Annotated in this window: 13 protein-coding genes; 6 read left to right on the top strand and 7 right to left on the bottom strand. The window is 72.8% G+C overall.

The window, feature by feature from the left end; genetic code table 11:
* The first annotated feature begins 151 nt into the window (after positions 1-151).
* Positions 152-1,387 carry a low temperature requirement protein A gene (locus ACQP12_RS11105; RefSeq protein ID WP_433287209.1) on the top strand — a complete coding sequence of 412 codons (1,236 nt, stop codon included), beginning with the start codon at positions 152-154 and terminating at the stop codon, positions 1,385-1,387.
* A 62-nt stretch (positions 1,388-1,449) separates the two neighbouring features.
* Here ACQP12_RS11105 and ACQP12_RS11100 read toward each other — a convergent pair whose 3' ends face one another.
* Entirely contained in the window at positions 1,450-2,007 is a 558-nt protein-coding gene (locus ACQP12_RS11100; RefSeq protein WP_433287207.1) for a hypothetical protein, read from the bottom strand.
* A gap of 194 nt (positions 2,008-2,201) precedes the next feature.
* Here ACQP12_RS11100 and ACQP12_RS11095 point away from each other — a divergent pair, with 194 nt between their 5' ends.
* Complete coding sequence (locus tag ACQP12_RS11095) at positions 2,202-2,798, top strand: TetR/AcrR family transcriptional regulator (protein ID WP_433287205.1); 597 nt, start codon at positions 2,202-2,204, stop codon at positions 2,796-2,798.
* 108 nt (positions 2,799-2,906) lie between these two features.
* Here ACQP12_RS11095 and aspS read toward each other — a convergent pair whose 3' ends face one another.
* The gene (gene aspS, locus ACQP12_RS11090) at positions 2,907-4,712 is read right to left on the bottom strand and encodes an aspartate--tRNA ligase (RefSeq protein WP_433287203.1); all 1,806 of its coding nucleotides are present in this window, start codon (positions 4,710-4,712) and stop codon (positions 2,907-2,909) included.
* A gap of 136 nt (positions 4,713-4,848) precedes the next feature.
* Between aspS and ACQP12_RS11085 the strand changes: the two genes are divergently transcribed.
* Complete coding sequence (locus ACQP12_RS11085) at positions 4,849-5,532, top strand: DUF998 domain-containing protein (RefSeq protein WP_433287201.1); 684 nt, start codon at positions 4,849-4,851, stop codon at positions 5,530-5,532.
* A gap of 53 nt (positions 5,533-5,585) precedes the next feature.
* Here ACQP12_RS11085 and ACQP12_RS11080 read toward each other — a convergent pair whose 3' ends face one another.
* Positions 5,586-6,635: a S1 family peptidase gene (locus tag ACQP12_RS11080; protein WP_357946082.1), complete on the bottom strand. Its 1,050-nt coding sequence runs from the start codon at positions 6,633-6,635 to the stop codon at positions 5,586-5,588.
* Between the two features lie 209 nt (positions 6,636-6,844).
* Positions 6,845-7,318, bottom strand: coding sequence for a winged helix-turn-helix transcriptional regulator (locus ACQP12_RS11075; protein ID WP_433287199.1), 474 nt, complete (start codon positions 7,316-7,318; stop codon positions 6,845-6,847).
* Positions 7,319-7,374: 56 nt separating this feature from the next.
* Here ACQP12_RS11075 and ACQP12_RS11070 point away from each other — a divergent pair, with 56 nt between their 5' ends.
* Positions 7,375-7,884 (top strand): PaaI family thioesterase, encoded by a 510-nt coding sequence (locus ACQP12_RS11070; protein WP_357946088.1) that lies wholly within the window; start codon positions 7,375-7,377, stop codon positions 7,882-7,884.
* A gap of 85 nt (positions 7,885-7,969) precedes the next feature.
* On the opposite strand, the gene ACQP12_RS11065 is transcribed toward ACQP12_RS11070, so the two are convergent.
* From ACQP12_RS11065 to ACQP12_RS11055, 3 genes are read right to left on the bottom strand one after another with little or no spacing between them, the layout of a single operon-like run.
* Positions 7,970-8,905: an acyl-ACP desaturase gene (locus ACQP12_RS11065; protein WP_433287197.1), complete on the bottom strand. Its 936-nt coding sequence runs from the start codon at positions 8,903-8,905 to the stop codon at positions 7,970-7,972.
* Positions 8,906-8,956: 51 nt separating this feature from the next.
* Positions 8,957-10,297 carry a histidine--tRNA ligase gene (gene hisS, locus ACQP12_RS11060; protein WP_433287195.1) on the bottom strand — a complete coding sequence of 447 codons (1,341 nt, stop codon included), beginning with the start codon at positions 10,295-10,297 and terminating at the stop codon, positions 8,957-8,959.
* Between the two features lie 51 nt (positions 10,298-10,348).
* Complete coding sequence (locus ACQP12_RS11055; RefSeq protein ID WP_433287193.1) at positions 10,349-11,068, bottom strand: MBL fold metallo-hydrolase; 720 nt, start codon at positions 11,066-11,068, stop codon at positions 10,349-10,351.
* 258 nt (positions 11,069-11,326) lie between these two features.
* Here ACQP12_RS11055 and ACQP12_RS11050 point away from each other — a divergent pair, with 258 nt between their 5' ends.
* Together ACQP12_RS11050 and ACQP12_RS11045 are read left to right on the top strand one after the other, a co-directional pair.
* Entirely contained in the window at positions 11,327-12,196 is an 870-nt protein-coding gene (locus ACQP12_RS11050) for a peptidylprolyl isomerase (RefSeq protein WP_357946098.1), read from the top strand.
* Positions 12,197-12,252: 56 nt separating this feature from the next.
* A complete protein-coding gene (locus tag ACQP12_RS11045; RefSeq protein WP_357946101.1) occupies positions 12,253-13,092 on the top strand; it encodes a peptidylprolyl isomerase in 840 nt (279 codons plus the stop codon).
* Positions 13,093-13,096: the final 4 nt, after the last annotated feature.

Genomic DNA, 13,096 nt, shown 5'->3' with positions numbered 1-13,096 from the left:
CGGGCACCGCCCCAGCCGGCTCGGCGCCCCGGCTGGAGTTCCGATTTCGCCAGGTGTCACCGCGGCGGGGTGAGGGGTCACCGTCGAAGGCTGACGCAACGTCTCCGGCGGCTGGCTCGTTTGTGCGACGAGTGGTGGACGGAGGCGGATGATGGCGGCGGGACGCGGTGCCGACCTGCTGCGCCCGCCCACGAGTTCGGGCCGCGCCACGTTCCTGGAGCTCTTCTTCGACCTGGCCTTCGTCGTGGCCCTCACCCGGGTCACGCAACGATTCGTCGACCTGAGCGGTGACACCGGCTGGGCGCTCGTCGCAGGGCTCGGTCGTACCCTGCTGCTCTTCCTGGCGCTGTGGCTGATCTGGTCGCACACCACCTGGATCACCAGTCGCTACGAACCAGAGCGGTCGATCATCCAGGCCGTCGTGGTCGGCACCATGCTCGCCGGCCTGGTCATGGCCGTGACGTTGCCACGAGCCATGGAGGAGCGGGCGCTGCCGTTCGCGGCCGCATACCTGATGGTGATGTTGGTGCGGCCGCTGGTGATCGCCGCCGCGCTGCGTGGCCATCCGCGACGACTGGTGCCGTTCCGGCTCGCCGCCTGGGCTGCGGCGAGCGCGCCGCTCTGGCTGGTCGGCGCGCTGGGCCCGGAACCACTTCGCCTGCCGCTGTGGGCTGCCGCCCTCACCGTCGACTACCTCGCCTGGGTCCTGGGCTGGCCGCTGCCGCGGGTCGGGGCCTCAGCGGTGCGCCGCTGGCGGATCGCCGGGACGCATCTTGCCGATCGTCACCAGCAGATGTTCCTCGTCGCACTCGGTGAGACGATCCTGGTCATCGGCCTGGTTTTCAGCGGCACGGACTACTCCTCGGTGCGGGCAGCGGCCTTCGGGGTCGCGTTCGCCACCAGCGCGCTGATTTGGCGGATCTACTACCACCGCGCCGGTCTGCTGCTGACCGAGGCGCTGGGTCGGGCGGGTATGCCCGGCCGGCTGGGCACGGTGTCGGAACGGACGCATTTGCTGATCGTGCTCAGCGTGCTCGTCACCGCGGTCGGCTACGAGTTGGTGATCGATCACCCGTACGGGCCGTCGCGGCCCAGTTGGCTTCTGTTCGTGGTGGGCGGCCCAGTGCTCTTCCTCGTCGCCCGCACGCTGCTGGAGTACGAGATCTTCGGCCGGGTTTCCCTATCCCGGGTGAGCGGCTTGGTGGCCCTGCTGCTGCTCACGCCGGCGTTGGCCCGCTGGGCACCGATGGTCGGGCTGAGCGTGGTGGCCGGAGTGCTGGCCCTCGTCGCGCTGCTCGACGCGCTGCGAAGTCGGGGACGGCCGCTGGAGCCTTCCGCCTCGCCGATCGAACGGGAGGCATCCGGCGATCGCGACCCCGAGGCGTGACCCGCCGCCAGCCCGACCGGCCCCGCGCCGATGACGACCACGTCGTACCCGGGTTCTCCAGGTCAGTTCGCCTTCGCGGCGCGGCCGAGGCGGACGGCCGAGATGAGGAAGAAGATGGCGCCGGGGATGGCGTAGCCGATCGCGTTGGCCAGCGCCGGGTTGTCCGCGGCGGCGGCCGCGACGAACGAGCCGCCGGCGAGCACGGAGAGACCACCGCTGATGATCATCGGCCACTGGCCGCCCAGGCTGCGGCGGGTCACCCCCACGAGCAGCTGCACCAGCCCGGCCACGATCGCCCAGGCACCCCAGACCTGCAGCATCGCCGGGACACCGGAGGTGCCGGCGACGGCCAGGCCGATCGCGGCGAGCAGGCTGACCGCGATGTTCACGTGGAGCAGGGTGGGCGATCCGGTGGCGCGCGACGCGCGGGCGTCGATGACGGCGGCGGCCACGTCGAACAGCGGGTAGATCACGAAGAGCGTGACAGCGAGTGGGGTGAGGTCTCCGGCGATCGCAAACGTCACGCCGGCCCAGACGATGGCGAAGGCGAAGCGGACGAAGTACAGCCGCCGCAAGGCGGACGCCGTCGTCGAGATGCGGGGTGCGGCAACGGTGGTCATGGTGATCCTTTCGGTGGCGCCCGAGGGGGGCCGCGTCCAGCAGGGGCATGCGACCGGAGCGCCGCCAGGTAGAACGAACGTTCTGTCTTGTTGTCAAGGTAGCGGCCATGCGCCGCATCGTCAAGACCGAACGTTCTACCCACCCGCCCGGTCGGAAGTAGTGACCGAACGTTCTGTTCGTTATCGTGGGCCTCATGGCACGCAGCGAATCCGGCGTCCGGCCGTCCGAGGCGCGACAGCGGCTCCTCGCCACCGCGACCAGGGTTTTCTACGGCGAGGGAATCCACTCGGTGGGTGTCGACCGGATCATCGCCGAGGCGAAAGTGACCCGGGCGACGTTCTACCGGCACTTCCCGGGCAAGGAGGACCTCGTCCTCGCGTATCTGCAGGCGGCGGATCAAGCCATCCGTGACCAGGTGGACGCGGCCTCCGCCGCCGCCCTTCCGGCGCCCGACGCCCTCCGGGCCGTCGCGGAGTCGATCGCCGGGGACATCCAGTCCGCCGGCTTCCGCGGCTGCGCCTTCCTGAACGCCGTGGCGGAGTATCCCGACCCCGACCACCCCGTGCACCAGGCCGTCCTCGCGCACCGGCAGTGGTTCCTCGACACGATCAACACCCTGCTGGCGAGCATTGACGAGACCGGGGCCGAATCCGCCGCGCGGCATTTCGTCATGCTCCGCGACGGGGCCATGGCAGCCGGCTGCCTCTTCGACCCCGCGCTGATCTCCGAGACCTTCCGCCGCGGTGTCGAGGAACTCATCCGCACCCACGCCGCACGCCGGCCAGCCTGAGCCCAGCTCGACCCACCCACCCCTCGCACACGCCGATCATGAGGTAAGCGGCGCGACACGCCGGAGCGGCCACGGCCAACCTCATGATCGGCGGCGAGGAGCGGTGGGTCAGGTCGGGTCGGCCACCGGGGCGGCCGGGCCGGCGGTGCCGGCGTGCGGGCCGGTGGGCGCCTTCGGCTTGGCGTCGATGCCGGCCTCGGCGCGCTGCTGGCCGGTGATCGGCGTCGGCGCGCCGGTCAGCGGGTCGAAGCCGCCGCGGGTCTTCGGGAAGGCGATGACCTCGCGGATCGAGTCCGCGCCGGCCAGCAGCATGCAGACCCGGTCCCAGCCGAACGCGATGCCGCCGTGCGGCGGCGCGCCGTACTTGAACGCCTCCAGCAGGAAGCCGAACTTGTCCTGTGCCTCGTCGGCGGTGATGCCGAGCAGGTCGAACACCCGCTGCTGCACGTCGCCGCGGTGGATACGGATCGAGCCGCCGCCGATCTCGTTGCCGTTGCAGACGATGTCGTACGCGTAGGCCAGCGCCCGGTCCGGAGCCTCCTCGAACCGGTCCACCCAGTCGGCGTTCGGCGAGGTGAACGGGTGGTGCACGGCGGTCCAGCCGCCCTCGTCCGTCTTCTCGAACATGGGCGCGTCCACGACCCAGCAGAAGGCCCAGGCGCTCTCGTCGACCAGCTTGGCCCGCTTGGCGATCTCGATCCGGGCGGCGCCGAGCAGCTCCTGCGCCTCCCGGGCGTCGGTGCCGGCGGCGAAGAAGACGGCGTCGCCGGGCTTCGCGCCGACCGCGTCGGCCAGGCCGGCCAGGTGCGCCTCGGAGAGGTTCTTGGCCACCGGGCCGCGCGCCTCGCCGGTCTCCGCGTCGAGCACCACGTACGCGAGGCCCCGCGCGCCGCGCGCCTTGGCCCAGTCCTGCCAGCCGTCCAGCTCCTTGCGGGTCTGGCTCGCCCCGCCCGGCATGACCACGGCGCCGACGTAGCCGCCCGCGTCGATCGCGCCGGCGAACACCCGGAACTCGGTGCCGCGCAGGTAGTCGGTCAGCTCGGTCAGCTCGACGCCGTAGCGCAGGTCCGGCTTGTCCGAGCCGTACCGGGACATGGCGTCGTGCCAGGTGATCCGCGGGATCGGCCGGGGGATCTCGTAGCCGGCCAGGTCGGACCAGAGCTTCGCCACGATCGCCTCGCCGAGGTCGATCACGTCGTCCTCGGTGACGAAGGACATCTCGATGTCGAGCTGGGTGAACTCCGGCTGCCGGTCGGCGCGGAAGTCCTCGTCGCGGTAGCAGCGGGCGATCTGGTAGTAGCGCTCCATGCCGCCGACCATGAGCAGCTGCTTGAACAGCTGCGGCGACTGCGGCAGCGCGTACCAGCTGCCGGGCTGGAGGCGGACCGGGACCAGGAAGTCGCGGGCGCCCTCCGGGGTGGAGCGGGTCAGCGTCGGGGTCTCGATCTCCAGGAAGTCCCGCTCGTGCAGCACCGCGCGGGCCAGCTGGTTGGCCCGCGAGCGCAGCCGCATGGCCTTCGCCGGGCCACCGCGGCGCAGGTCGAGGTAGCGGTACTTGAGCCGGATGTCGTCGCCGGCCTCGATCTGGTCGTCGACGGGCAGCGGCAGCGGCGCGGCCTCGGAGAGCACCTCCAGCGCGGTCGCGGTCACCTCGACCTCGCCGGTGGGCAGGTCCGGGTTCTCGTTGCCCTCGGGGCGGCGGGTCACCTCGCCGGTCACCTTGACGCAGAACTCGTTGCGCAGCGCGTGCGCGTCCTCCTCGCGGAACACCACCTGCACGACGCCGGAGGCGTCGCGCAGGTCGACGAAGATGACACCGCCGTGGTCGCGCCGGCGGGCCACCCACCCGGCGAGCGTCACCGTCGAGCCGGCGTCCGCGGCGCGCAGGCTTCCGGCATTGTGGGTACGGATCACGGCTTGCGTCTCCTCATCTGGTCCACGTCTGCTTCCCGCATTCTGTCAGGACGGGCGGGCCGGCTCCCCGGCACCCGGCGGGACGGGCCGCCGCGAACCCCGGGCCGGGGCCGGTCGCGGCGGTTACCGTGGCCGGGTGCGTGCCGTACCGAGCTGGGCCGTGGCCACGGCGGCGGCGGCGCCGGTCCTGCTGGTGGCGGGTTGGACGGTGGCCGGGGCCCGGCAGCCGCCCGGCTACGACCCGGTCCGGGACACGATCAGCGAGCTCGCCGGCGAGGGCGCGACCGACTCGTGGCTGATGGCGGCCTGCCTGGTGCTGCTCGGCTGCTGCTACGTGGGCACGGCACTGGTCCTGCACGCGGCCGGGCTGCCCAGCCGGTTCCTGCTCGCGCTCGGGGGGACGGCCACCATCGCGCTGATCGCCTTCCCCCGGCCGCAGGTCGGCGGATCGCCGGCGCACGGGACGGTGGCGACCGTAGCGGTGCTGGCCCTGTCGCTCTGGCCGGCCGGGTCGGCGTTGCGGCTGCCCCGGGCCGTCCGCCGTGGCGTGGCCGCCACGCCAGCCGGCACGCCGCCGTGGGCGTTCCGCCCGCCGGTGGCGCTGGCCGCGACCGCGCTGCTGCTGGTCCTCTTCGGCTGGTTCGTCGTCGAGGTGACCGGCGGCTCGCGGACCGGGCTGGCCGAGCGGGTGGCCGCGCTGGCCGTCGCGCTCTGGCCGCTGGCCGCGGTCCTCTCCGCCCGCCGGGCCCACCGCAGCTGGTCGGCGCGGCGCCCCGACCCGCCGGTGGCGGAGGAGTCCCGGCGGCGCCCGGTCCGGTGATCCGCACGCGGACGGGCCGCCGGTCGCCCGGCGGCCCGTTCACGTGCGATCGGTCAGAAGACGCTGACGCCGTAGCGGCTCAGCACCTCGGTGACCGGCTGGAAGTAGGTGGTGCCGCCGGAGGAGCAGTTGCCGCTGCCACCGGAGGTGAGGCCCAGCGCGGTGCTGCCGGCGAAGAGCGAGCCGCCACTGTCGCCGCCCTCGGCGCAGACGGTGGTGCGGATCAGGCCGGAGACGCTGCCCTCGGCGTAGTTGACGGTGGCGTTCAAAGCGGTCACCGAGCCGCTGCGCACGCCGGTGGTGCTGCCGGAGCGCCGGACCGACTGGCCGACGTAGGCGTTGCCGGCCGTGGTGATGTCCTGGTAGGTGCCGTTGTAGAGGTACACGTTGCCGGTCGCGTTGGCCGAGTTGCTGTGCCGCACGATGCCGTAGTCGTTGCCCGGGAAGCTGGTGCCGGTACGGGTGCCCAGCACGCTGGTCTGGCCGGAGTTCGAGTACCAGGTCGAGCCCAGGTTGGTGCAGTGGCCGGCGGTCAGGAAGTAGTAGGTCGAGCCGCTGCGCACGTTGAAGCCCAGCGAGCAGCGGTAGCCACCGGTGTAGATGGCCTGGCCGCCGGAGATCCGGGTGCTGAGCACGCCGGCCTCGGCCTCGATCCGGACCGTGCCGCCGGTACGCGCGGCCGCGGCCTTGACCCGCTCCAGCTTGGCGCCGGTGACGGTGCTGTCGACGGAGACGACGACCTGGTTGGTGACGGCGTCGGTCCACCAGGCGGTGCCCGGGATCTTGGCGGACCTCTCCAGCTCCGCGGTGGCGGAACGGAGCTTGTCGGCGCCCCGGGTGACGAGCTTCGGCGTGGCGCCGGCGGCGCGGACCTGGCGGGCGGCCGCGGCGTCGGTCACCGCGACGACCATCTTGCCGCTGCTGTCGGCGTACGCGCCGGCGGCGCGGTCACCGAGCTTCGTGGCGAGGGCGGCGGCGGCGTCGGGCGAGGCGGGCGAGGCGGGGGCCGCCTGGGCGGGAGCGCCGAGCAGTGATCCGGTGACCAGGGTGCCGGCCACCGCGACGACCATGGCGCGGCGGAGCGTGGACCTCGTGGGTCGCATGTAACAACCTCCGGATGGGGGTGACGGGCACTGTCATGCGGACGTGCCCGGGGACAACCCGGCCGACCTGGGGAAACCGGCCGGGTCACCAAAGTATTCACATATTTAAGATCGTAAGCAAGACATGGCTTTGCCCGAATTCGCAGGGCTGTGCGATGTAACCGCGAAGCAACATCATCGACATCGGCTGTCAGAGCCGGCCGGTCCGCTCAGGCCCGGCGGCGGGCCCCCGGGCCGGGTCGCGGCAGCACGTCGCGCGGGTCGGTCAGCTCGTGGCCCGCAGCGCAGCGCAGCGCCACCCGCACCTCGGCGCCGCAGTCGCGGTGGGCCACGGCCAGCGGCGAGCCGTCCGGATCGGCCAGGTAGCGGTCGCCCCAGCCGAGCACCGCCACCAGCACCGGCCAGAGGTCGAGGCCCTTGTCGGTGAGCCGGTACTCGTGCCGCAGCCGGCTGCCCGGCTCCCGGTACGGCTCCCGGCGCAGCACCCCCTGCTCGACCAGCATGGCCAGCCGGTTGGTGAGCACCTGCCGGGGGATGCCGGTGCGCACCCGCATGTCGTCGAAGCGGCGCACGCCGTTGAAGACCTCTCGGAGCACGACCAGGGTCCACCGCTCGCCGAGGATCTCCATGGCGCGGGCGATCGTGCAGTTCTCCACCGACCAGTCCAGTGCCGCGGGTCTCATGCCGACCAGGCTAGGTCTGATTGACAGACTCAGCAACGCGCTGCGAGGCTGAGTCCATGACACAGACGCAGGAGCGCAGCCGCACCTTCACCTGGTCCGACCCGGTCGCCGGGGCCGCCCACATCGGTCGGCGCGGCGGCCTGGAGCTGCTCCGCGCGATGATCGCCGGGGAGCTGGCCGCGCCGCCGGTCATGCACCTCATCGACATGGCCCGCATGGAGGCCGACGAGGGCCGCGTCGCGGTCGAGCTGGTGCCGCAGGAGTTCCACTACAACCCGCTCGGCACCGTGCACGGCGGCGTCCTCTCCACGCTGCTGGACACCGCCGCCGCGTGCGCCGTGCACACCACCCTGCCGGCCGGCGTCGGCTACACCTCGCTGGACCTGAACGTGAAGTTCCTCCGCCCCGTCACCGTCGCGAGCGGCACCCTGCGCTGCGAGGGCACCGTGCTCCAGCGGGGCCGCCGCACCGCCCTGGCCGAGGCCCGGCTGACCGACGGGCGGGACCGGCTGATCGCCCACGCCACGTCGAGCTGCCTGCTCTTCCCCCTCGACCAGCCGGCCTGACCGGGGCCGGCGTGGAGCGCGAGAGCGGCTCCGGGCGCCGGCCGCCGTCCCGAGAGCCGGCGGCGGCCGCGCCCGAAGCCCGCGCTCAGCGCGCCGCGGCGAGGCGGGCGGCGCGGGCCGCGCGCTTCTCCTCGAACCGGGCCGCCTGGGTCTCCAGGCTCTCCAGCTGGGCGGCGATCTGGTCGCGGGCGGCCTCGCCGTCGGCGTCCAGGCCGGTCGCCTCGAACAGGTTCCACTGGCGCAGCACCGGCACCACGACCTCGTCCCGGTGCTGCCGCAGGTCGTAGATGCCGGCCAGGGCGATCGCCACCGACTTGCGGGCGAAGCCGTCGATGCCCACGCCCGGCATCTGGAAGTCGGCCAGCACGTCGGCCACGGCCCGCATGGCCTGGCTCGGTGCCAGCTCGATGGCGGCCCCGAGCAGGTTGCGGTAGAAGACCATGTGCAGGTTCTCGTCGGCGGCCACCCGGGACAGCAGCGCCTCGCAGGCCGGGTCGCCGGTCGCCCGGCCGGTGTTGCGGTGCGAGATCCGGGTGGCCAGCTCCTGGAACGAGACGTACGCCAGCGAGTGCAGCACCTCGTCGTCGTGGGTGTTCACGTAGCCCGCCGACATGTGCGTCATCCGGGCCCGCTCCAGGGCCACCGGGTCGACCGCCCGGGTCACCGTCAGGTAGTCGCGGATCGCCGTGCCGTGCCGCCCCTCCTCGGCGGTCCACCGGTGCACCCAGGTCCCCCACGCGCCGTCCCGCCCGAACAGCTGGGCGATCTCGTGGTGGTACGAGGGCAGGTTGTCCTCGGTGAGCAGGTTGACGATCAGCGCGGTCCGGGCCACCTCGGGGATGGCCGAGTCGCCCTCCGCCCACGGCTCGCCGCCGAGCGGGCCGTCGAAGGTCCGCCCCTCGCTCCACGGCACGTACTCGTGCGGGAACCACTCCTTGGCCAGCGACAGGTGCCGGTCGAGGTTCTTCTCGACCACGGGTTCGAGTTCGAGGAGCAGGGCGGTCTGGCTGAGCACGGTCACGGCGATCTCCCTACGGTGGCGTAACTTACGCCACCGTAGGTCCAATCGTCGTCAGGCGCCAGCGGTCGCGGGTCCGACCAGCGGTTTCAGGTCGGCCCGGGGCGGCGTCCACTCCCCCGCCGCGGCGGCCACCTGCTCGCCCGAGCGGATGTCCTTCACCTCGTCGCCCTCGGCGCCGGGGAACCAGACGTACGGGATCCCGCGCCGCTCGGCGTACCGGATCTGCTTGCCGAACTTGGCCGCGCTCGGCGACACCTCGGTCGGGATGCCCCGCGAGCGCAGCGCCTCGGCCACCCGGTTGCTGGCCGCCCGCTCCTCCTCGGCGGTCACCGCGACCAGCACGCAGGTCGGCACGTCCCGGGACACCGACAGCCCGCCCGCGCCGAAGAGCAGGCCGAGCAGCCGGGTCACCCCGATCGAGATGCCCACCCCCGGGAAGCGGGTGGCGCCGGAACTCGCCAGGTTGTCGTACCGGCCACCGGAGCAGACCGAGCCGAACCGCTCGTAGCCGATCATCTGCGTCTCGTAGACCGTGCCGGTGTAGTAGTCCAGGCCGCGGGCGATCCGCAGGTCGGCGACGCAGAGACCGGGCGAGTGCGCGGCGGCGGTCTCCACGACCCCGACCAGCTCCGCGATGCCCTCGTCCAGCAGCGGGTCGGTCACCCCGAGGGCGCGCACCGCGTCGGCGAACGAGGCGTCCGGCGCGGAGATCTCCGCGAGGGCCAGGACCGCCTTGGCCTGCGCCTCGCTCGCCCCGGCGGTCTCCGCCAGCAGCTCGGCCACCTTCGCGGGGCCGATCTTGTCGAGCTTGTCGACCGCCCGCAGCGCCGCCTCGGGGTCGGTCAGCCCGACGCCCCGGTAGAAGCCCTCGCAGATCTTGCGGTTGTTGACCTGGATCCGCACCGGCGGGATCGGCAGCGAGCGCAGCGCGTCGCCGATCACCAGCGGCATCTCGGCCTCGTAGTGGGCCGGCAGGGTGTCCCGGTCGACGATGTCGATGTCGGCCTGGAGGAACTCCCGGTAGCGCCCCTCCTGCGGGCGCTCGCCCCGCCACACCTTCTGGATCTGGTAGCGGCGGAACGGGAACTGGAGCTTGCCGGCGTTCTCCAGCACGTACCGGGCGAACGGCACGGTCAGGTCGAAGTGCAGGCCGAGCGCGTCGTCACCGGCGGGACCGTCGGTGTCGGCCTGCAGCCGGCGCAGCACGTAGACCTCCTTCGAGGTCTCCCCCTTGCGCAGCAGCTGGTCGAGGGGCTCGACCGAGCGGGTCTCCAGCGGCGCGAAGCCGTACAGCTCGAAGGTGGCGCGGATCCGGTCCAGCACGAACTGCTCGATCATCCGCTGGGCGGGCGTCCACTCCGGGAAACCGGAGATGGGCGTGGGCTTGCTCATCGCGTACTCCTTGCGTCCCACGCGGACCGCGTGGGGAGGTCGTGGGTGCGGCTACAGGCCGCGGGTGGGCGCGGCCGGGCGCGCGCCGCCGGTGCCCGACACCTCGACGAGGTACGGGTTGGTCGCGCGCTCGCGGCCGATGGTGGTCTGCGGGCCGTGGCCGGGCAGGACGACGGTGTCGTCGGCCAGCGGGAGGACCTTCTCCCGGAGGCTGGCCAGCATGCGGGGCATGCTGCCGCCCGGCAGGTCGGTGCGGCCGATCGAGCCGGCGAACAGCACGTCACCGGAGAGGCAGATCTGCTCGGCCTCCCAGGGCGAGCCGGCGCCGGGCATCCGGAACAGCACCGACCCGCCGGTATGGCCCGGAGCGTGGTCGACGGTGATCTCCAACCCGGCCAGCGACAACCTCGCGCCGTCGGTCAGCTCCGCCACGTCCTCCGGCTCGGCGTACGGCAGCCGGCCGCCGAAGAGCTGGGTGAGGTCCATCGAGAGCGCCTTGGCCGGGTCGGCCAGCAGCTCCCGGTCCTCCGGGTGGACGTACGCGGGGATGCCCCGCGCGCCGCAGACCGGGGCCACCGAGAAGGTGTGGTCGAGGTGGCCGTGGGTGAGCAGCACGGCGGCCGGGTGCAGGCGGTGCTCGGCGAGCACGGCGTCGAGCCGGTCGAGGACCCCGATGCCGGGGTCGACCACCACGCACTGCTCCCCCGGCGCGGTCGCCACCACATAGCAGTTGGTGCCGAAGGCGTCCGCGGGAAAGCCGGCCACGAGCACGTCCGCTCCCCTTCCGTCCGGTCGTCGTCCCTGTCAGCAGCCTAGTCGCACGGGCCACCGGCTTTCGCCGACCACCGGCCCCGGTGGCCCCGCCAGCAACAGTGACAACGCCCGATAAACCGAGGCCCGACCTCGTACACCACTTTCCCAGCCCGTACCCGTACACTCTGGCGGGCGTGTGGCGTGGCGCACCTCCGCGACAGCGGGCGGGCAGCGCCCGGCGCCGGCGAGGACCAGGGTAGAGGAAGGGGAGCACGGGTGGCTTCCAGCAGGGACCGGCAGCGCAAACTGGCGCGGGCCAAGCTCGACCGGCAGTTGGCCCGGCGGGCCGCGGCCGCGAAGCGCCGCCGGCAGATCCAGGCCGGCGTCGGCGCCGCCGTGGTGCTCGCGCTGATCGTGGTCGGCTCGGCCTGGGCGCTCGGCGCCTTCGACTCCGAGCCGAAGAAGCAGGCCGCCGAGGACACCTGCCTCTGGACGCCGCAGGACGCCACGGCCAACACCAACCTCAAGGACGTGGGCACCCCGGCCACCACCGGCCTGCCCACCTCCGGCACCCGGGCCATGACGGTCACGACCAACCAGGGCGGCCCGATCACCGCCGACCTGGACCTGGCCGCCGCCCCGTGCGGCGCCGCGAGCATCTCGTTCCTGGCCGGCAAGTCGTTCTACGACAACACCAAGTGCCACGAGATCACCGCCGAGGGGGCGCTGCGCTGTGGCGACCCGAGCGGCAGCGGCCTCGGCGGCCCGACCTACTCGTTCTACAACGAGAACGTCCCCACCACGCCGGAGGCCAGCCCGTCGGCCTCGCCGGCGCCGGCGCAGCCCCCGGCGTACCCGAAGGGCACGGTCGCCATGATCGGGAACCCGCCGGGCAGCAACGGGAGCCAGTTCCTGATCTTCTTCAAGGACTTCAGCCCGGCGACGCCGGCGTACACCGTCGTCGGCAAGGTCACCGGCGGCCTCGACGTGGTGGAGAAGATCGGTGCCCTGCCGACCGTGGACAATGGGAGTGGGGCCAAGGTCAAGCCGAAGACGGACGTGGTGATCCAGAGCCTCACCGTCGGCGAGCCGAACGCCGCGCCGGCCGCCACGAGCGCGCCGGCGGCGAGCCCCAGCGCCGGCTGACCCATCCTGAGCAGCGGCGAGCACCGCCGTACCCGAGAAGCATGTGAGGAGTGACCGTGACGTCCACGAGAGAGCGGCAGCGCGCGGCGGCGCGGGCCCGCCTCGAGCGGGAGATGGCCGAGCGCGCCGGCAAGGCCCGCAAGCGCCGGCAGACCCAGGCCATCGTCGGTGCCGCGGCCGTGCTGGTGCTCGTCGTGGCCGGCACCGTCTGGCTCGCCACCTCGCTCGGCGGTGACGACAAGAAGCAGAACGCCGCCGGTGGCGACGGGTTCTCCCAGTGCGCCTACACCGAGGTTCCCGCCGAGGGGCGCCCGAAGCAGATCAAGGACGTCGGGCTGCCCCCGGCCCAGCAGGCCAACAAGGGCGCCCAGACGATGACGATCGACACCAACCTGGGCCCGATCACCGCGAAGCTCGACCGCGGCCTGGTGCCCTGCACCGCCGGCAGCTTCACCCACCTGGCCAGCAAGGGCTTCTTCGACAACACCAAGTGCCACCGGCTCGTGACCGAGGGCATCAAGGTGCTCCAGTGCGGCGACCCGAGCGCGACCGGCAACGGCTGGCGCGAGACCGACGGCACCGGCGGCCCGAGCTACAACCTGGCCGAGGAGAACCTGCCGACCAACAAGCGGCCCCCGTACCCGGAGGGCGTCATCGCGATGGCCAACTCCGGCCAGCCGGGCAGCACGGGCAGCCAGTTCTTCATCGTCTACGGCGACTCGCAGCTCGACCCGAACTACACGGTGCTCGGCACCATCACCGGCGGCATGGACGTGGTGAAGCAGGTGGCCGCGGCCGGTGACGACGGCGCCTTCGCCCAGCAGGCCGGCGGCGGTCACCCGAAGAAGGAGATCGTCATCACCAAGATGAGCCTGAGCGACATCCAGGGCGGCTGACCCG

This window comes from Micromonospora sp. CA-244673 (assembly GCF_050948395.1).
Taxonomy (GTDB): Bacteria; Actinomycetota; Actinomycetes; order Mycobacteriales; family Micromonosporaceae; genus Micromonospora.
Note: the sequence above shows the minus strand (reverse complement) of the source record. Positions and strands in the feature narration are given on the sequence as shown.